The organism is Hominenteromicrobium sp., assembly GCF_046974225.1.
In the GTDB taxonomy this organism is placed as follows: Bacteria; Bacillota; Clostridia; order Oscillospirales; family Acutalibacteraceae; genus Hominenteromicrobium; species Hominenteromicrobium mulieris.
Window position 1 is genome coordinate 113,095 of sequence record NZ_JBKWAE010000007.1, and the last position, 17,818, is coordinate 130,912.

Below are 17,818 nucleotides of genomic sequence, written 5' to 3' on the forward strand. Positions count from 1 at the left end.
GTGTTTTTTCAAGCGCTGTGCGGGTTTTCGGGGCAGGATATAAAAGAAAAGCAGCCCACGGCGCTGCAAACACAGAGCCGTGGACTGCGAAACGGTAAAATTATTCTGTTTTAGAAAAGCGAGTTAGTCCCACATCTTGAGGTATTCGCCGGTGTTGCCTTCAAGGCGAGCCTGCTCGAGCGTGACTTCGATGCTCGGTGCGCCGAGGGTGATGCGTCTGTTCTTGTCATTATAGCACCAATGCACGGCGTTCTGGATGATGCGGCGGACGTACGGATTGTAGAAGGAACCGTTCGTCTCGTGGCCCGGCTGGAAATAGAAGATCTTGCCGTAGCCGCGGGTGAAGGTGCAGCCGCTGCGGAAGACTTCGCCGATGTGGCTTTTGCATAAAATCCGACTTTGCGGGCAGGCTAAAGAAGTCGCCAAAGTGCGGCACGAACTTAGAAATTCAAAAGGAAAGGATCTGGACCGATATGAACAAGCTGAAATGTAGCGTGACGACCTGCCGACACAACGCAAACGACCTGTGCGAGCTGCGCAAAATTCAGGTGGACGGCCCCGCCGCGCTGGAAAGCCGCGAGACCTGCTGCGGCTCTTATGCAGAGCGCACGTCTTCCTCCGAAAACTCCTGCGGATGCTCGTCTTCACCGAGCGCCACAGCTGATGTGCATTGCAGCGCCGAGCACTGCACGTATAACGATAACCGCAAGTGCAGCGCGGACTGCGTCTGTGTGGGTTGCTGCTGCGCAGACCCGGAGGTCGTCAGCGAGACGGAATGCTGCACGTTTGAGCGCAGAGCGTAACCGTTTCTAAATCTTCACATGTTTCCCTTAGGGCGGTGCGGCTTTGGCTGTGCCGCCCTTTTCTGTTGCTTTTTACCATGTTTTTCGATATACTGTTTTTATAAACCGACAGAGAGGGGGAGCACGGTGATCGACACGGAACGTTTTTTACAGGCGCGAAAAGAGGCGCTGGGGCGCGTTGGCGGCGCAGGCGGTATCGGTACGCTTTCGGAAAAAGCTTTGCACGCGGCGCTGAAAAGCTACTACGAACCCGATTTTGAGAGCCGCGAAGTGAAGGTGGGCGGCTTTGTGGCGGATATTGTCGGCGAAAACGGAATCATCGAAATTCAAACGCGCGGGTTTGACCGGCTGAGCCGCAAACTCGACGTGTTTTTGGAAGCGGCGCGCGTAACGGTGGTATACCCTGTGGTGCCAAAGCGCGGGCTGTGCTGGGTGGACCCCGAAACAGGCGAGATCTTCGAAAAGCGAAAATCACCGAAAAAAGGCGCAGCGTATGATGTTTTTCCGGAGCTGTATAAGATCAAAAATCAGCTTATGCACCCGAATTTCCGGCTGTGCATCCCGCTTTTGGAGGTGACGGACTACAAGTATCTCGACGGTTACGGTAAGCAAAAGAAGCTGCGCGCGACGCGCGGGGAGCGTATCCCGGAAGCACTGCTCGGCGAAGTGATCTGCGAGAGCCGTTGGGATTATTTGAATTTGCTGCCCGAAGACCTGCCGGAGCCGTTTACGACGAAAACGCTTGCAAAAGCGATGCGACGCGCGCAGACGCAAGCGCAGTGTGCAGCGAATGTGCTGTATTCCATGGGTGTTTTGGAGCGTGTGGGTAAGGAGAAAAACGCATATTTGTACGTGAAAAAACAGGAAGAATAAAAGCATATCGCTTGCGGCTTTTGAAGCTCGGAGCGATACGCTTTTTGGTGGGGGTTGTTTTTCTGAAGGCGGCGTTTTTGCCGCCTTGGGCGTTGTCCTAAGAACCCGCAAGTTTTCTCGAAGAAAACTTGACGAAAGACTCTTAGCCATGGTTACCGGAAGCTTAGGCGTTTAATTTACGGAAGTTCATTTTCAGCGTTCTTGTACTGCGCAGGTGAGGAACGTTGGCGTCGGGGCGATGCATGTATACGCTTTGTATCAGGCCGAAGCCGAGGTACAGACATACGGCACTGCTGCCGCCGGCAGAGAAGAACGGCAATGTGACGCCCATGACGGGCAGAAGCGCCAGGCACATGCCGATATTTGAGACGGACTGTAAAGCGATGAGCCCGAAAAAGCCGAAGCACATGCAGCGCCCGAGGTCGTCCCTCGCCTTTGACGCGATATACAGCACGCGCAGGAGATACACTAACAATAATACGATGATGGCGGTGCAGCCGATGAAGCCGAGCTCCTCACCGGCAACGGAGAAGATAAAATCACTGTGCTGGAACGTGACGAGGTTTGTTTCGACACGCGGACCGTTAAACAGCCCTTTGCCGGTCAGCTGGCCGCTGCCGATGGAGATACGTCCCTGCACCTGCTGGTAGCCTTCATTGAGCTGAATAGATGGGTCGTCCAGATTATAGACAGATGTGAAGCGCTTGATCTGGTATTCGCTGAGAACAAATTTCCACAGCACGGGCACGGACACGGCGACAAGCGCGCCGAGCAAAATGAAATAGCGCAGCTGCACACCGCCGCCGAGGCTCATGCACAGGAACATGAAGAAAAAAACGATCGCGGCGCCGTCATCACCCTGAACATGGCAGAGCAGAACGGGCACCGCCGCGTGGAGCGCGAGCAGAACGACGTGCAGAGGGTGATTGATTTTATTTTGCACGCGCAAAACGGAGATGTGCTTTGCATACGTCAGCATAAAGCAGATTTTCACAAGCTCGCTCGTCTGGAACGTGCGGCCCGCAAGGCTGATCCACGCGCGCGCGTTGACGCCCTCGCTGCCCTGCACGCTGATGCCGAAAAACATGGTGTAGAGCATGATAAAAACGGAAAAACCCGCGATGAGATACCAGAACGACGCAATGCTTTCGTAATCGATGAAGGAGAGTACAAGCGCCGCGAGAAGGCCCGCAACGGTCACGACGAGCTGCGTTTTGAAATAATCCGTGTTCATCGCGCGGGAAACGCTTTTCAGAAGAATAAGGCTGAACGTGGATATTGTGAGCATCAAAAGCCAAAGAAGCTTGTCCGTACGGCGGAAAAAGGACGAAACAGCAAGGAAAATGCGGCTGTCTTTCGTAAGATCACCTGCTTTCAAAAAAATCAGAAGAAGCCAAAGTAAAACAAAGCGTAAAAGTCTTTGTAAGATGTTAGGAATAAAAAGCAAAATTTCAACAAAATTTCTATTTTAGTATATCACACAGAAAAGGAAGGGGCAATATCCAGATTTTTTCCGTTAAAAAAGCGCGTTCCTCTTTACGGAAACGCCTTTTTGCGCTATAATCTATAAGGCATAACGATGTCCGCATGCTGCGGCGTGCGGCAAAACGGAAAAGAACGGAAATGAAAGGTTGGTTGCAATGCTTACCGATATTGAAATTGCGCAACAGACAAAATTAAGACCGATTGCGGAGATCGCGGAAGAACTGCATGTATGTCCCGAAGAGCTGGAGCCCTACGGACGCTTTAAAGCAAAGCTGAATGATGACCTGTTCAAAAGACTTGAAAACGAGCCGGACGGCAAGTTGATCCTTGTTACGGCCATCAACCCGACGCCGGCGGGCGAGGGCAAGACCACCACAACGGCTGGCCTCGGTCAGGCTATGGCGAAGATCGGCAAAAAGGCCGTCATCGCGCTGCGTGAACCGTCTCTGGGTCCGGTGTTCGGCATTAAGGGCGGCGCTGCGGGCGGCGGCTACGCACAGGTGTTGCCGATGGAGGACATCAACCTGCACTTCACGGGTGATATGCACGCCATCACTTCGGCAAATAACCTGCTGTGCGCCATGCTCGATAACCACATGCAGCAGGGCAACGTGCTGGGCATCGACCAGCGCCGTGTGCTCATCAAGCGCTGCGTCGATATGAACGACCGCGCGCTGCGCAGCATTGTCATCGGCCTTGGCAGTAAGGTGAACGGCATCCCGCGCGAGGACGGCTTTATCATCACCGTCGCAAGCGAGGTCATGGCGATTTTGTGTCTTGCAAAGGATTTGAAAGACCTGAAAGAGCGCCTCGGCAAAATCCTCATTGCATATACGTATGACGGAAAGCCGGTCTATGCGAAGGACATCAAGGCGGATGGCGCTATGACGGCTTTGCTCAAAGATGCCATCAACCCGAACCTTGTGCAGACGATTGAAGGCACACCGGCCATCATGCACGGCGGTCCGTTTGCAAACATTGCTCACGGCTGCAACTCCGTGCGCGCAACGCGCTTGGCGCTGAAGCTCGGCGATTACTGCATTACGGAAGCAGGCTTCGGCTCCGACCTCGGTGCGGAGAAGTTCCTCGACATCAAGTGCCGTTTGGCGGGTCTCAAGCCGAACTGCATCGTCGTTGTCGCGACGGTTCGTGCGCTGAAATACAATGGCGGCGTGCCGAAGGCAGAGCTTGCAAAGGAGAATGTTCCGGCGCTCGAAAAGGGCATTGAGAACCTGCGCGCACACGTGGAGAACATGCATAAATATAACGTGCCGGTCGTCGTCGCCATCAACCGCTTCGGCACCGATACGGACGCGGAGCTGAAAGTCATCGACGATTGCTGCAAGTCCCTCGGTGTAGAGTATGCACTCTCCGAAGTGTTCGCAAAGGGCGGCGAAGGCGGCGTGGAGCTTGCAAAGACCGTCTGCAAAGTCATCGACGAGAATCCTGAAAGCCACTTTGCGCCGATCTATGATCTTGATCTCACAGTGGAGGAGAAGATCCGCACGATCGCGCAGAAAATCTACGGCGCGGATGATGTGACGTTCACGAATCAGGCGATGAAGTCCCTGAAGGACATCAAGGCGCTCGGCGGCGACGCGCTGCCGGTGTGCATCGCAAAGACGCAGTATTCGCTTTCTGACGACCCGACGCTGCTCGGCCGTCCGACCGGCTTCAACATTACAATCCGTGACTTGCGCCTCTCGAACGGTGCGGGCTTCGTGGTTGCGTATGCGGGCGATGTCATGACGATGCCCGGTCTGCCGAAGGTGCCGTCTGCCGAAAAGATCGACGTCGACGGTAACGGCGTGATCCACGGCCTGTTCTGATGCAACGGTTTGTTTCTCACTCGGTGCAGGACACCGAAAAAATCGCGGCGAAGCTGGCGGAAAAGCTCAAGGGCGGCGAGGTCATCGCGTTCACGGGACCGATGGGCATGGGCAAGACGGCGTTTACGCGCGGACTTGTACTGGCGCTTGGCGGCGGGGACGTGGTCTCCAGTCCGACGTTTGCGCTTGTGAACGAATACGATGCGCGGCTGACGGTGCAGCACTTTGACATGTACCGCGTTTCCGGTTGGGACGATCTCTACTCCACGGGCTTTTTCGATTACCTCGATACGGACAACGTGCTCGTCATTGAGTGGAGCGAAAACATCGACGGCGCTTTGCCGGAAAACACGATTTATGTCCACATGGAAAAGGGCGAGACGGAGACGGAGCGCATCGTTACCATTGAGGGCATAGACCTGTGATAAGTTTCTGATAGAAAGGACGGCTTTTGCGCGGCAAAAAATCGCGCGAAAGCGACAAATATGCTGATTTTAGCACTCGATTCCTCTGCGGCGCCGGCCTCGGCCGCGCTTTTGGAGGACGGAAAAATACTCTCTGAATTTTATATCAACACAAAGCAGACGCACAGCCAGACGCTGATGCCGATGGTGGAATCTGTTTTGAAGCTCACGAATAAAACGCTTGACGATGTGACCTGCATGGCGGTCTCCGCCGGGCCGGGTTCGTTCACGGGGGTGCGCATCGGCGTCTCCTGCGTGAAGGGACTTTCCATGACGCGGAACATCTCGTGCGCGGGCGTTTCCACGCTGCGCGCTATGGCGGAGAACGCACGGCAGCTGACGGGTATCGTCTGTGCTGTGATGGACGCACGCTGCGGGCAGGTGTATAATGCGCTGTTCCGTGCGGAGGACGGTAAGCTCACACGTCTTTGTGATGACCGCGCACTGCCCATTGCGGAGCTTTTGGAAGAATGCAAAACGTTTACGGAGAAGATTTATCTTGTCGGCGATGGCGCGGAGCTTTGCTATAAGACGTTTGCGGCTATCCGTGCAGAGCTTTTGCTGCCGCAGCTTCGTTTTCAGCGTGCCTCCGGCGTTGCCATGGCGGCGCAGGAGATGGTTGAAAACGGACAGACGGTCACGCCGGACGCTTTGATGCCAATCTACCTGCGTCTGCCGCAGGCGGAGCGTGAACTGAAAGCCAAAAACGCACAGAAAAACAATAAGTAATCCATATACGAAGGAGAATAAAGCATGAAGATCGCAGTTGGTTCGGATCACGGCGGATTCGCTCTGAAAGAAGCCGTCAAGAAGCATTTGGAAGCGAAGGGCATCGAAGTCGAAGATTTCGGCTGCTATTCCACGGAGAGCGTGGACTATGCGGTGTACGGCGCAAAGGTCGCGCACTGCGTGGCAGACGGCAAGGCTGATTACGGCGTACTTGTTTGCTCCACGGGTATCGGTATTTCCATGGCCGCAAACAAGGTGAAGGGCATCCGCGCGGCACTGTGCAGCGATGCCCACGCAGCGGAAATGACCCGCCGCCACAACAATGCAAACATTCTGTGTCTCGGCGGCCTTGTCACCGAGGAGAAGACCGCGCTGGAGATCGTGGACACGTTCCTCAAGTTTGACTTTGAGGGCGGCCGCCACCAGCGCCGTATCGACCAGATCGCAGATATTGAAAACGGACGCCTGTAAGGCAGAAATCGGAGAAATCAATATGGAAAACAACGAACAGATTTTTATCATGAACCACCCGCTCATTCAGCACAAGCTCTCTTTCCTGCGCGATAAGAACACCGGCACAAAGGAATTTCGCGAGCTTGTCAGCGAGATTGCAACGCTGATGTGCTACGAAGCTACCCGTGACCTGCCGCTGATGGACGTGCAGACGGAGACCCCGATGTGCACCGCAACGACGAAGGTCATCGCCGGCAGAAAGCTGGCATTCGTGCCGATTCTGCGCGCCGGTCTCGGCATGGTAGACGGCATGCTGCAGCTCGTTCCGAGCGCAAAGGTCGGCCATATCGGTCTTTACCGTGACCACGATACCTTGCAGCCGGTCGAATACTACAACAAGCTGCCGTCCGACATTGAAGAGCGTGATGTCATCGTGCTCGACCCGATGCTCGCGACCGGCGGTTCCGCAATGGACGCGATCACCATTGTAAAGCGCAGCCGCCCGCGCAGTATCAAGTTCCTGTGCATCATTGCAGCGCCGGAGGGCCTTAAGGCACTGAGCGAAGCGCACCCGGACGTTCATATTTACTGTGCAGCCGTTGATGAGAAGCTCAACGAACACGGTTACATTCTGCCGGGCCTCGGCGACGCAGGCGACCGTATCTTCGGCACGATGTAAGCTTTCGGAAAAGTTAATTTTATAAGCAAACGCTCATGGCGTGAAAATGAAGAAGGAGCCGTACCCGAAAGCGGGCGCGGCTCCTTCGATTTTTATGTTTTGCGTTTTGCGGGGGGATTACAGCAGACGCGTGTCGTTGATGATAAGCTCGAACGTGAGCCCCAAAAGATCGGCGGCTTTTCTGCACAGCACCATACGGTCGAGGAAAATCTCGAAATACTCCATGACGGGGCAGATGTCCGTATCAATCGTGATGTTGAAAAGGCAAAGCTTCTGCTCTTTGTCAATTTTCAGCGAGGCGTTCACGACGGCGTAATTCACGCGGTCGTGAATATCCGTTGCGATAATCGCGTTTTTGCGCACGCGGGAACGACGCACGTCGCTTTTATCGGAGAGGATCAGCGCGGCAGAGACGGCGTTTACCGGGAAAGCGGTTTTCTCATCGTGGTGACCGATAGCCGAGCAGATGATAGCGATTTCTTCCGGCGGCATGTTCATGCGCGTTAAAAGCGTGAACGCCATAATGGCGCCGCTGTGCGCGTGGTCGACGCGGTTTACCGTGTTGCCGATATCGTGCAGATAACCGGCGATGGCGGCAAGCTCGCAGGTGCGCGTATCGTAATCAAGCGCTTCCAGAATGTTCCGCGCGTAGTTGCTGCACCGCTTGGCGTGCGGGCGGCCGTGCTCTGTGAAGCCCAGTGCGCCAAGGCAGCTGTTGCCCGCCTCCACGTAGACCTTCACTTCGGGATTTTTAAAAATGTCCTCCGGCATGATATGTGCATATTCCATAACGGTGCGCTCCTGAATTCAAAATCAGTCCGCTGTAAACATGCGGTACATGGCCTCAAGGCAGATTTGTGCGTGCAGCTTGAACTGCTCCACGTTGATGCACTCGTTTGCCTGGTGTGCGTTCGATTCTTCTTCATCGAACGATGCGCCGAACGCAACGCCTGCGCCGCCCATCTGGCGGGCATACGTGCCGCCGCCCATGGAGAAGACGTCGCACTTTTTGCCGGTGACGTCCTCATAAGCGCCGGAAAGCAGGCTGACGAGCGGGCCGTCCTTCGGCAGGTACAGCGGCGGCTCATCGGAAATGAGCGTGTAGGTGAGGCCTGTGCCCTCCACGGACTTTGCAAGGATCTTGTCAATCTCTGCGCCGGACTTTGTTGCCGGGTAGCGAATGTCGATATCGAAGCGGCCCTCGCCGTTTTCGATGTTCACAAGGCCGAGGTTGAAGGTCAGCGCACCGCTCGGCTCATCGGACATCTTAACGCCGATGTTGGAGCCGTCATATGCAAGGCCGACTTTCTCATCCATGAACGTGAGGAATTCACCGCAGTCTGCGCCGAAAACGTTCACGAGCAGGCGTGCAAGGTGTGCGGCGGCGTTGATGCCGATCTCCGGGGTAGAAGCGTGCGCGGCCTTGCCGGTTGCGACGATGTGCGCGCCGTTTTCGGTGCGTGTGATGTCGAACTTCACTTCCGCAGCGTTTGCAGCTTCGACAAGCTTTGCAAATTCGTCGTCATCACAGAGCACGTCGGCTTCTGCCTTGTACGGCACGGCGTTGACAACAGTACCGGCCTTGAAGGAAACGATCTTCTTGCCGACCTTGCCGGTTACGGCAAAGCGGAACAGGCCTTTTTCGCAGTGGCACACGCCGTAGCAGGCGTCCGGGGTGAAGCCCATGGTGGGCATCTGCTCTTTGGAGAAGTAGTGACCCATATCCTGCATGCCGATCTCCTCTGCGGAGCCGAGCACGACGCGCAGCTTGCGTTTGCCGACGACGCCTGCTTCCTTCAGCGCGCGCAGGCAGTGCAGCGCAACAATTGCCGGACCCTTGTTATCGGAAACGCCGCGGCCGAATGCCTTGCCGTCGCGGATGACCATGGTGTACGGATCGCTGTCCCAGCCTTCGCCGGCCGGCACGACGTCAAGATGCGCCATAACAACGGCGTTTTCTTCGCCCTCGCCGAGTTCTGCGTGCATTGCATAATAGTCGCTGTTCTTCGTCTTAATGCCGTATCGTTCCGCAATTTCTATCGCCTTATCCACAGCGGTTGCTGCGTCCTTGCCGAACGGATACGGGCCGTCCTGTGGCTGTGCGACTGAGGGAATGGCGATGATATCGCCGAGGTCTTTCATTATATCGTCCCAGTAATCGAGAATTTTTTCACCGAACATGATACATTTCATCCTTTCCAAATGAATATACCTCTATCATAATCCATATTTGTGTTAAAATCAATCAAAACTCTGTAAATTTCCGCAGAGAAATAAAAATGAAAGGGGAGGGTAGGATGCTGAACGGCATCTGGATGGCGATGATTGTGCTGGCGTTCGTCGGTGCGGTGTGCACGGGGAGATGGACGGCGCTTTCCGCTGCGGCGGCGGATGGCGCAAGGCAGGCGGTGGAGACGGTGCTTTTGCTGCTCGGCGCGATGTGCCTTTGGACGGGCATCATGCGTATTGCGGGGGAGGCGGGGCTTACAAACGGGCTTTCCAAAATTTTGTCGCCGGTCATCAAGCGACTGTTTCCGAATTACGGAAAAAATGAAACCGTGCGCGAAAAAATATCGATGAATATTGCCGCAAACATGCTCGGCATGGGCAACGCCGCCACACCGTTTGGATTGAGCGCCATGGACGAAATGCAGAAACTACAGACGGGCGACGCGCCGACGCAAGAGATGATCTTATTCGTCGTGATGAATACGGCGTCGTTTCAGCTGATCCCCTCGGCGGCGGTCACCTTAAGGGCTTCCTACGGCAGCGCAGACCCGTATGATGTTCTGCCGCATATTTGGCTTGTTTCATTCGGCAGCCTGCTCGTCTGCGTGCTGATGTGCCGCGTGTTTCAAAAATTGTGGCGGGCATAGGCGCGGCGGCTGTCTGCGGCGTGATCGCGCTCACGGTCATGTGCGGGTACGTAAAAGGACTGCCGGTATTTGAGCTGTTCACAAAAGGCGCGGCGGAGGGCATGTATACGGCGATAAAATTATTGCCGACACTGCTCGGACTTATTGTCGGCATTTCCATGCTGCGCGCGTCCGGCTTTTTAGAGCTGTTTTCCGCGCTGCTGCGGCCCGTGACAGAAGTGCTGAACATTCCCGCGGAGCTTATGCCGCTCATCTTACTGCGCCCGCTTTCGGGCAGCGGCTCGGTGTCGTATGTTACGGAGCTTTACAGCGCATACGGTGCGGGCAGTGTAATATCCCGATTGGCGGCAATTTTATCGTCTTCGACGGAAACGACGTTTTACGCGGCCGCGGTATATTTTTCGGGTCGGGGGTATAAAACGCTGCGCTACACGATTCCGGCGGCGCTTTGCGGCGATCTTGCCGCCGTGCTGCTCACGCTGCTTTCGGTGCGGCTTTTCGGGTAAAACTTTTTCTGTACGTTTTTGTGTTTTTGTGATATACTGCTCTCAAAGAAATTTGTTTTCGGAGGGGAAAGGTATGCTGCTGGCACTGGACGTCGGAAATACCAACATCACACTGGGCGTTTATGAGGGGGAAAAGCTGCTGTTCGTCACGCGCATGGCGACGAATCCGCCGCGCATGGAGGACGAATACGCTTCTGCAATGCTCAGCATTTTACATTTATACAATATTCACACGTCGCAGGTGAACGGCGCGGTTTTAAGCTCCGTTGTGCCGCGGCTGACCGATGACCTCGCCCGCGCGGTGCGCCGTGTTTGGAAGGTGGAACCGTTCATCGTCAGCGCGCAGTCTGTGCCGGAGCTGAAAGTGAAGCGCGATGTGCCGAACACACTCGGCGCCGACCTCGTTGTCGGTGCTGTGGCGGCAAAAGCCATGTACCACGGCCCGTGTATCGTCATCGATATGGGCACGGCAACGACGCTGACGGGTTTAAACGCCGACGGCGAAGTGTGCGGCGTAGTGATCATTCCGGGCGTCGGCACGTCCCTTGACGCATTGACGAGCCGCGCAGCGCAGCTTTCTTCCGTCAGTCTGACCGCGCCGCCGCAGGTGCTTGGCCGCAACACGATGGAGTGCATCCAGTCCGGTATGGTGTTCGGCACGGCGTGTATGCTGGACGGCCTGTGCGACCGCATTGAAGGTGAGCTCGGCGCACCGTGCGAGGTGGTCGCAACGGGCGGCCTCGCAGGTCTTATCGTACCGCATTGCAGCCGCAAGATCACTTTCAGCGATACGCTTCTGCTGGACGGCCTGAAAATTATCTGGGATGCGCACGGGGAAAAGTAAAATAAACGAATAAGGCAGTGCCGAATATTCAGGGCACTGCCTTAACGTTTTCTTTCGGTTGTCAGTCTTGTCTTGCCAATAGAAACGCTATATGGTATACTATAAAATACGATTTTTCTGCAAGGAGACTACATTTTCATGAAAGAAAAGAAAAAGATCCCGTGGGGTCTTATATACGTGGGGCTGACGGTGGTCGTGATGATCGTGTTCGGGCTCGTCAATACCGAATTTGCGGGCATGTTTTCCGTCATCGCAAATCTTTCTCTCGGGTTTGTGGCGCTCGCCGTACTGATGACCGGCGTGTTCCTCGTAACAGAGGGCGGCATCATCCATATGCTGCTGCGCGCGCAGGGCGAGCACGTCGGCTTTTGGACAACGGTGAAGATTGGGCTCATTGGCATTTATTATTCTTACATCACGCCGAGCTCCACGGGCGGGCAGCCCGCGCAGGTCGTCTATCTGAGGCGCGATAAGGTCTCGGTCGGCAACTCCACTGCGGTGCTGTTTGTAAAGTTTTTTGCGTATCAGCTTGCGTTTGTGCTGTGCACGGTGGCATCGCTGATTTATATGTACCCGCGTTTGAAGCGGGACGACCCGCAGCTCATTCCCATTGTGCTGCTCGGCATCGCCATCAACGGGCTGTGGATTATCGCGATACCGCTTCTGTTCAGCCCGAAGATCTTAAAAAAGCTGTGCGGCGGCGTGACAAAGCTGCTCTTGAAATGTACGTTTCTCAAAAAGCGCGAGAATTACATAGAAAAAGTGCACGGCTTTGAGGCGGATTTCTCCTCCTACACAATGAAATTCAGAAGCAAAATGCGCTATGTGTTCCTTGCGATTTTGTGGTCGATCCCGCAGGTCATTTTGCAGATGAGCGTGCTGTACGTGGTGTTCCGCGCGTTTTCACTCGACCTGCCTTACGGCGAACTGCTTTGTATGCAGACGATGCTGCAGGCCTCCGTGTGCTTTATCCCGCTGCCCGGTGCATCCGGCGCACAGGAGCTCGGTTTCTCCATGTTCTTTAAATCGTATTTTGCGTCCGGCGATATTTTGTACACCGCCGTGCTTGTCTGGCGATTCTTCACATATTACATCATCGTGCTGCTCGGCGCGCTCGTCGTCGTTATCGATCAGCTCGTGTTTGGTTGCCGCAGAAAGCAGGAAGCGGCGCTCTCTGCAGGAAAAGAATAATTCGACTTGCTTCGGCGCAACTCGTAGGAGTTGCGCTGTTTTTATGTTCTTTTATGACATATTCCCATGCGCCGGAAAACATTGACATTTTTCTGCCGTGTGTCTATAATGGGCTCGGCGGCTGAAATTCGGAAAGGCCGCATTTCAGCCGTGAAAAAGAAGAAAAAGGAGAAAAACATATGCTGAACATTCAAAACTACACAAAGCGCTTCGGTGACAAAATCGCCGTAGACGACCTTTCGCTGCACATTGCGGCGGGGGAGATTTGCGCGTTCATCGGACACAACGGCGCGGGAAAAACGACTACGCTGAAAGCCTGCTGCGGCTTATTAAAGCCGGACGGCGGCACCATTACGGTGAACGGCATCGACATTCAAAAAGACCCCATCGCCTGCAAAAAGATCATGGCCTACATACCCGATAATCCTGATCTTTATGAATTCCTGACGGGCTACGAGTATTTGAATTTTGTTGCGGATATGTACGGTGTATCGGAAGCGGACCGCAAGGCGCGCATGGAAGCGCTTGCCGAGCGGCTGGATATTAAAAACGCGCTGCCGAACCTCATCTCGGAGTGCTCGCACGGCATGAAGCAGAAAATCGCCGTTATCGGCGCGCTTATCCACGAGCCGAAGCTCATTTTGATGGACGAGCCGTTCGTCGGGCTCGACCCCATTGCGGCGCACGAATTAAAGGAGATTATGGCGGAGCATTGCCGAAACGGCGGCGCTATCTTCTTTTCCACACACGTTTTGGAGGTGGCGGAGAAGCTGTGCGACAATGTGGCCATTATCAAAAACGGCAAGCTCATTGCACACGGCACCATGGACAGCGTGCGCGGCGACGGTTCTTTGGAGCAGGTCTTCTTAGAGCTGGAAGACCACAAGGACTGAAAGGGGGAGGCTGCATGTTAAGATCCCTCTGGAAGCTGCAATGGAAGCAGTTTGCGGCGCGCATGAAAAAAGGCAACGGCAAAAAGACCTCCGGCGGATGGCTGGTTTTTCTGATGCTGTTCCTTGTGGTGTGCATGGAAATTTTGATGTTTGTGGGGTTCGCAGAGCTTGTTCCGTTGTGCGAAATGGGGCTTACATGGCTGTATTTCGCCATGGCGGGCACAGCGGCGCTGGCACTTTCCATGCTGGGCAGCGTTTTTATGACGCAGGCGCAGTTGTATGACGCGAAAGACAACGAACGGTTGCTTTCCATGCCGATACCGCCAAAGTACATTCTCTTGACGCGCATTGCAATGCTGTTCACAACGACGGCAGGGTACACGCTGGCGGTTTTGCTGCCCGCGTTCGGTATTTACGCGTTTTCCTACGGTGCATCGGCGACGATGATTATCGGGTGGCTGTTTACATTTGTGGCTCTGAGCCTGATTTCGCAGTCTGTCTGCTGTGCGCTCGGCTGGGTGCTGCACAAGCTTCTCAGCCGCCTGCGCAACAAGGCGGTTGTTTCGCTTTTGTACATGGTCATCTTCATGGCGGTGTACTGGTATTTTTACGCGAACGTCAACTCGTTTTTGTCCGGAATCGTCATGCAGGGCACGCAGATCGCGGGTGCGATGAAATACGTTTGGCCGCTTTATGCTATTGGCATGGCGTGCGGCGGAAGCCTTTTGCACACGCTGCTCGTGACTTTATTGAGCGCGGCAATAGCGCTTTTCACGCTTTGGCGGCTTTCCGCATCTTTCATTTCCTCCGTGCGTACATCGGGCGCGAAAGCGGGTGCAAAGCACAAATCGGGCAAAGCTTCCGCAAAGCAGCGCACGCCGGTGCTGTCTGTTGCGCATAAGGAGCAGCGGAAGTTCTTCACAAGCCCCGCGTACCTGATGAATTTCGGCTTCGGTCTGGTGGTCATTCCGGTTCTGCCGATTGCCGCCGCGATTTTCCGTGGGAAGCTGATGCAGATGATAAGCTTGATGAGTTTTCGACCCGAGTGGATTGCGCTCGGCATTTTTGGCGTGATGGCGTTTTGCATCGCGACGTCCTGCGCGACCGCGCCGTCTGTCTCGTTGGAGGGCAAAAATCTGTGGGTGCTGCGCACGATGCCCATAAGCGGCAAAACGGTGCTTTTGGGCAAACTCCTTATGGTGTGCCGCCTGCAAATGCCGCTTGTCGCCGTCAGTGTTTTGGCGCTTTGCCTCATCGCCGGGTGCGGTATCGGGTTCACGGTGCTGACCGTTTGCGTTTGCGTTTTGTTCTGCTGGTTCGTCGGCACGCTCGGCCTTGTGATGAACCTGCTCGCGCCGCGCTTTGACTGGCAGAGCGAAAATCAGCCGTGCAAGCAGTCCCTCAGCGTATGCGTCACAATGTTCGGCGCGTACTTCTTTGCGGCGGTGATCGTCGGCGTGTTTTTCGCGGTATCTGTACTGCATATTCCGGGCATTGCAGCGTATGCGGTAACGACTGCGTTCCTTTTGCTTGCGTCTGTCTTGATGCACCTGCTTTTGGTACACTGGGGCGCGAAAAAGTTTGAGTGCTTAGAAGCCTAAATCAAAATAAAATCGAGCGTCGGCATACGTCTTTTGGCGGTGCAGACGCTTTTTCTTGCTTTTTTTGCAAAATCATGCTATGCTGAAACCACTTGATTTGGTTGGAGGGGATTTTATGATCTATACGATCACATTCAATCCGGCGGTGGATTACGTCGTCACGGCGGACACGTTCCGCACGGGCAAAACGAACCGCACGAAAACGGAAAACATTGTGTTTGGCGGCAAGGGCGTGAACGTCTCTTTGCTGCTGCACGCATTGAATACAAAAAGCATCGCGCTTGGGTTTATTGCGGGCTTTACGGGCAAAGCGCTGCGCGAGGGCGTTGAAAAAGAAGGCATCACGACCGATTTCATCGAAGTCGAAAACGGCTTTACGCGCATCAATTTAAAGCTGCATGCCGAGGAAGAAACGGAACTGAACGGCAGCGGTCCGGAGATTTCAGAAAACGAGCTCAAAATTTTTTTTGAAAAGCTCGGTGCCTTGACCCCGCAGGATACCTTGGTGCTTTCCGGCAGTGTGCCGAAGTCACTGCCAAAAGACATTTACGCACAGATTGCAAAGCTTGCGCAAACAAAAGGCGTACGGCTCATTGTGGATGCCGCAGGCGATTTATTATTGTCTACGCTTGAATTTCAGCCGTTTCTCGTAAAGCCGAACCGCGAGGAGCTTTCCGAGATGTTCCGTGCCCCGGCGGACACGGAGGAACAGGTGACAGCGCTTGCGGAGAAGCTGAAAAAACGCGGCGCAAAAAACGTGCTCGTTTCCATGGCGGGCGACGGTGCGCTTTTGTATACGGAAACGGGCGAGGTGTATTTTGCCCTGGCGGCAAAGGGCACGCTGATAAACTCCACCGGCGCGGGTGATTCCATGGTCGGCGGCTTTTTGGCGGAATTCACGCGTTCCGGCGATTTTGCAAAGGCGCTCGCCATGGGCACGGCGGCGGGCGGCGCAACGGCGTTTTCCGTCGGCATCGCGGGCTTTCAGAAAATTATGGCGGTGCATGAAAGTGTGAAAGCTGGGGTGCAGCGTGTTCGATAGTTTTCTGGTCGCGCTGAATGCGATCATGCCGACGTTTTTGCTTTTGGCGTTCGGCTACTTTTTAAAGCACAAAAACTTCGTCTCGTCGGAATTTTTAAAGCAGACGAATACGCTGACATTCAAATTTTTTCTGCCGTTTTTGCTGTTTAATAACATCTATAAAACGGAGATCACCAAGGCCATCGACGGCATGACGTTCACAATCGCGGTAGGGAGCCTGCTGCTCTTGTTCGCAGTGCTGTGCGTCGTCGTGCCGCGTGTCGTGCGCGAGCCGAAACAGCGCGGCGTCATCATTCAGGGACTTTTTCGCAGCAACTACGTCATATTCGGCGTGAGTCTCGTCACGAACGTGTTCGGCGCGGAGGAGGCTGCCGCGGCCTCCATCTTGAGCGCCGTACTCGTGCCGATGTACAACGTTTTGGCCGTCATTGCGCTGACGGTATTTACGGGCGGAGGCAAGGTCTCGCTGAAAAAGACGCTCAAGTCCATCGCGACAAACCCGCTCATTATCGCGGCACTGCTCGGTGTTTTTGCGTCCATCATTAAATTGCGTTTCCCGGCATTTCTGGAAACGAGCCTGCGTGATGTTTCGCGCCTTGCCACACCGCTCGCGCTCATCGTGCTCGGCGGTGATTTCAGCTTCCGCAAGCTAAAAGGCAACATGCGTATTGCGGGCGTGACGGTGTTTATAAAGCTCGTCGTCATTCCGCTTGTTTTTCTGCCGATCGCGGTTCTGGCGGGCAGCAGAGGGCCGAGTCTTCTGGCGCTTGCACTTGCGTGGGAAACGCCGGTCGCGGTATCAAGCTACATCATGGCGCAGCAGGCGGGCGCAGATGGCGAACTTGCCGGTCAGCTTGTTGTTTTGAGCGCTGTGTGCTGCATCCCGACTGTATTTTTGATGATCTTTATTTTGCAGAGCATGGCGTTGCTGTAAAAGTAAAAACCCGTTTCCGGTAAAAGCTTCGGAAACGGGTTTTGTGCTGTTTAAGTTCATTAAAGATGCTCGTTCATTTCGCGGACATGCGCGCGGATTTTTTCAAAGCTCTCCTGGCTGATGACGTGCTCAATGCGGCAGGCGTCCTCTGTTGCAATGTCCTTCGGCACGCCGAGATAGGTGAGCCAATCGGAAAGCAACTTGTGGCGCTCATACATGCGGTTGGCGATAGCAAGGCCGTCCTCCGTCAAGTGAATGTAGCCGTCGCCGTCTACGGTGATCAAATTGTTCTCGCGCAGCTTTTTCATGGCTACGCTGACACTGGGTTTTGTAAAATTGAGCTCGTTGGCAATATCAATAGAACGCACATAGGTGCTGCGCTCGGATAAGATCAAAATGGTCTCAAGATAGTTTTCTGCGGATTCCTGAATTTTCACGGCTGTCTCCTCTCACAATCGGGGTGGATAAATTCTTATAACAGTATAACACAAATCCAAAAAGAGTTCAATTCCCATTTTGTGCAAAATCGAAAATAAGTTGCAGGAGAAAATGACAGAAAAAGTCAAGACCCGCCGGGGGGAACCGGCAGGTCTCGGCTTTTCTTATTTCAGGAGCG

The 17,818-nt window shown here is 54.5% G+C and carries 20 protein-coding genes; 15 read left to right on the forward strand and 5 right to left on the reverse strand.

Going from position 1 to position 17,818, the window contains the following annotated elements:
- Positions 1-123 precede the first annotated feature (123 nt).
- Complete coding sequence (locus tag ACLTX1_RS07270; protein ID WP_412330691.1) at positions 124-426, reverse strand: hypothetical protein; 303 nt, start codon at positions 424-426, stop codon at positions 124-126.
- 47 nt (positions 427-473) lie between these two features.
- Here ACLTX1_RS07270 and ACLTX1_RS07275 point away from each other — a divergent pair, with 47 nt between their 5' ends.
- Together ACLTX1_RS07275 and ACLTX1_RS07280 are read left to right on the forward strand one after the other, a co-directional pair.
- Positions 474-803 carry a DUF1540 domain-containing protein gene (locus ACLTX1_RS07275; RefSeq protein WP_395590116.1) on the forward strand — a complete coding sequence of 110 codons (330 nt, stop codon included), beginning with the start codon at positions 474-476 and terminating at the stop codon, positions 801-803.
- 126 nt (positions 804-929) lie between these two features.
- On the forward strand, positions 930-1,676 hold the full coding sequence (locus ACLTX1_RS07280) for a hypothetical protein (protein ID WP_308448156.1): 747 nt from the start codon (positions 930-932) through the stop codon (positions 1,674-1,676).
- A 163-nt stretch (positions 1,677-1,839) separates the two neighbouring features.
- Here the strand turns inward: ACLTX1_RS07280 and ACLTX1_RS07285 are convergent, their stop codons facing one another.
- Positions 1,840-2,967, reverse strand: a complete 1,128-nt coding sequence (locus tag ACLTX1_RS07285) for an FtsW/RodA/SpoVE family cell cycle protein (protein WP_308448157.1) — start codon at positions 2,965-2,967, stop codon at positions 1,840-1,842.
- A gap of 349 nt (positions 2,968-3,316) precedes the next feature.
- On the opposite strand from ACLTX1_RS07285, the gene ACLTX1_RS07290 reads away from it, so the two are divergent.
- Genes ACLTX1_RS07290 through upp form a run of 5 tightly spaced genes read left to right on the forward strand, consistent with a single transcriptional unit; the run spans position 3,317 to position 7,315 of the window.
- A complete protein-coding gene (locus tag ACLTX1_RS07290) occupies positions 3,317-4,990 on the forward strand; it encodes a formate--tetrahydrofolate ligase (protein WP_308448158.1) in 1,674 nt (557 codons plus the stop codon).
- Positions 4,990-5,415 carry a tRNA (adenosine(37)-N6)-threonylcarbamoyltransferase complex ATPase subunit type 1 TsaE gene (tsaE, locus tag ACLTX1_RS07295; protein WP_308448159.1) on the forward strand — a complete coding sequence of 142 codons (426 nt, stop codon included), beginning with the start codon at positions 4,990-4,992 and terminating at the stop codon, positions 5,413-5,415. The genes ACLTX1_RS07290 and tsaE overlap by 1 nt, the downstream gene beginning before the upstream one ends.
- Positions 5,416-5,475: 60 nt before the next feature.
- Positions 5,476-6,183, forward strand: coding sequence for a tRNA (adenosine(37)-N6)-threonylcarbamoyltransferase complex dimerization subunit type 1 TsaB (gene tsaB, locus ACLTX1_RS07300; RefSeq protein WP_308448160.1), 708 nt, complete (start codon positions 5,476-5,478; stop codon positions 6,181-6,183).
- A 24-nt stretch (positions 6,184-6,207) separates the two neighbouring features.
- Positions 6,208-6,654, forward strand: a complete 447-nt coding sequence (gene rpiB, locus ACLTX1_RS07305; protein WP_412265023.1) for a ribose 5-phosphate isomerase B — start codon at positions 6,208-6,210, stop codon at positions 6,652-6,654.
- Positions 6,655-6,676: 22 nt separating this feature from the next.
- Positions 6,677-7,315 carry a uracil phosphoribosyltransferase gene (gene upp / locus ACLTX1_RS07310; RefSeq protein WP_308448162.1) on the forward strand — a complete coding sequence of 213 codons (639 nt, stop codon included), beginning with the start codon at positions 6,677-6,679 and terminating at the stop codon, positions 7,313-7,315.
- Between the two features lie 117 nt (positions 7,316-7,432).
- On the opposite strand, the gene ACLTX1_RS07315 is transcribed toward upp, so the two are convergent.
- Positions 7,433-8,104 (reverse strand): HD domain-containing protein, encoded by a 672-nt coding sequence (locus ACLTX1_RS07315; RefSeq protein ID WP_343284242.1) that lies wholly within the window; start codon positions 8,102-8,104, stop codon positions 7,433-7,435.
- Positions 8,105-8,128: 24 nt separating this feature from the next.
- Entirely contained in the window at positions 8,129-9,496 is a 1,368-nt protein-coding gene (locus tag ACLTX1_RS07320; RefSeq protein ID WP_343284243.1) for a Sapep family Mn(2+)-dependent dipeptidase, read from the reverse strand.
- A gap of 116 nt (positions 9,497-9,612) precedes the next feature.
- Between ACLTX1_RS07320 and ACLTX1_RS07325 the strand changes: the two genes are divergently transcribed.
- The 8 genes from ACLTX1_RS07325 to ACLTX1_RS07360 all read left to right on the forward strand — a co-directional run bounded on the left by ACLTX1_RS07325 (position 9,613) and on the right by ACLTX1_RS07360 (position 17,202).
- Positions 9,613-10,191, forward strand: a complete 579-nt coding sequence (locus ACLTX1_RS07325) for a spore maturation protein A (protein WP_412330692.1) — start codon at positions 9,613-9,615, stop codon at positions 10,189-10,191.
- A complete protein-coding gene (locus ACLTX1_RS07330; protein WP_412330693.1) occupies positions 10,179-10,697 on the forward strand; it encodes a nucleoside recognition domain-containing protein in 519 nt (172 codons plus the stop codon). The genes ACLTX1_RS07325 and ACLTX1_RS07330 overlap by 13 nt, the downstream gene beginning before the upstream one ends.
- A 73-nt stretch (positions 10,698-10,770) precedes the next feature.
- Positions 10,771-11,541, forward strand: a complete 771-nt coding sequence (locus ACLTX1_RS07335) for a type III pantothenate kinase (protein WP_308448167.1) — start codon at positions 10,771-10,773, stop codon at positions 11,539-11,541.
- Between the two features lie 138 nt (positions 11,542-11,679).
- On the forward strand, positions 11,680-12,732 hold the full coding sequence (locus tag ACLTX1_RS07340) for a lysylphosphatidylglycerol synthase transmembrane domain-containing protein (RefSeq protein ID WP_308448168.1): 1,053 nt from the start codon (positions 11,680-11,682) through the stop codon (positions 12,730-12,732).
- A 179-nt stretch (positions 12,733-12,911) separates the two neighbouring features.
- Complete coding sequence (locus ACLTX1_RS07345; protein ID WP_308448169.1) at positions 12,912-13,625, forward strand: ABC transporter ATP-binding protein; 714 nt, start codon at positions 12,912-12,914, stop codon at positions 13,623-13,625.
- A gap of 14 nt (positions 13,626-13,639) precedes the next feature.
- Complete coding sequence (locus tag ACLTX1_RS07350; protein WP_412330694.1) at positions 13,640-15,226, forward strand: hypothetical protein; 1,587 nt, start codon at positions 13,640-13,642, stop codon at positions 15,224-15,226.
- A gap of 115 nt (positions 15,227-15,341) precedes the next feature.
- Entirely contained in the window at positions 15,342-16,268 is a 927-nt protein-coding gene (gene pfkB / locus ACLTX1_RS07355; RefSeq protein ID WP_412330695.1) for a 1-phosphofructokinase, read from the forward strand.
- Positions 16,258-17,202: an AEC family transporter gene (locus ACLTX1_RS07360; RefSeq protein WP_412330696.1), complete on the forward strand. Its 945-nt coding sequence runs from the start codon at positions 16,258-16,260 to the stop codon at positions 17,200-17,202. The genes pfkB and ACLTX1_RS07360 overlap by 11 nt, the downstream gene beginning before the upstream one ends.
- A gap of 59 nt (positions 17,203-17,261) precedes the next feature.
- On the opposite strand, the gene ACLTX1_RS07365 is transcribed toward ACLTX1_RS07360, so the two are convergent.
- On the reverse strand, positions 17,262-17,639 hold the full coding sequence (locus tag ACLTX1_RS07365) for a metal-dependent transcriptional regulator (protein WP_176821263.1): 378 nt from the start codon (positions 17,637-17,639) through the stop codon (positions 17,262-17,264).
- Between the last annotated feature and the right edge of the window lie 179 nt (positions 17,640-17,818).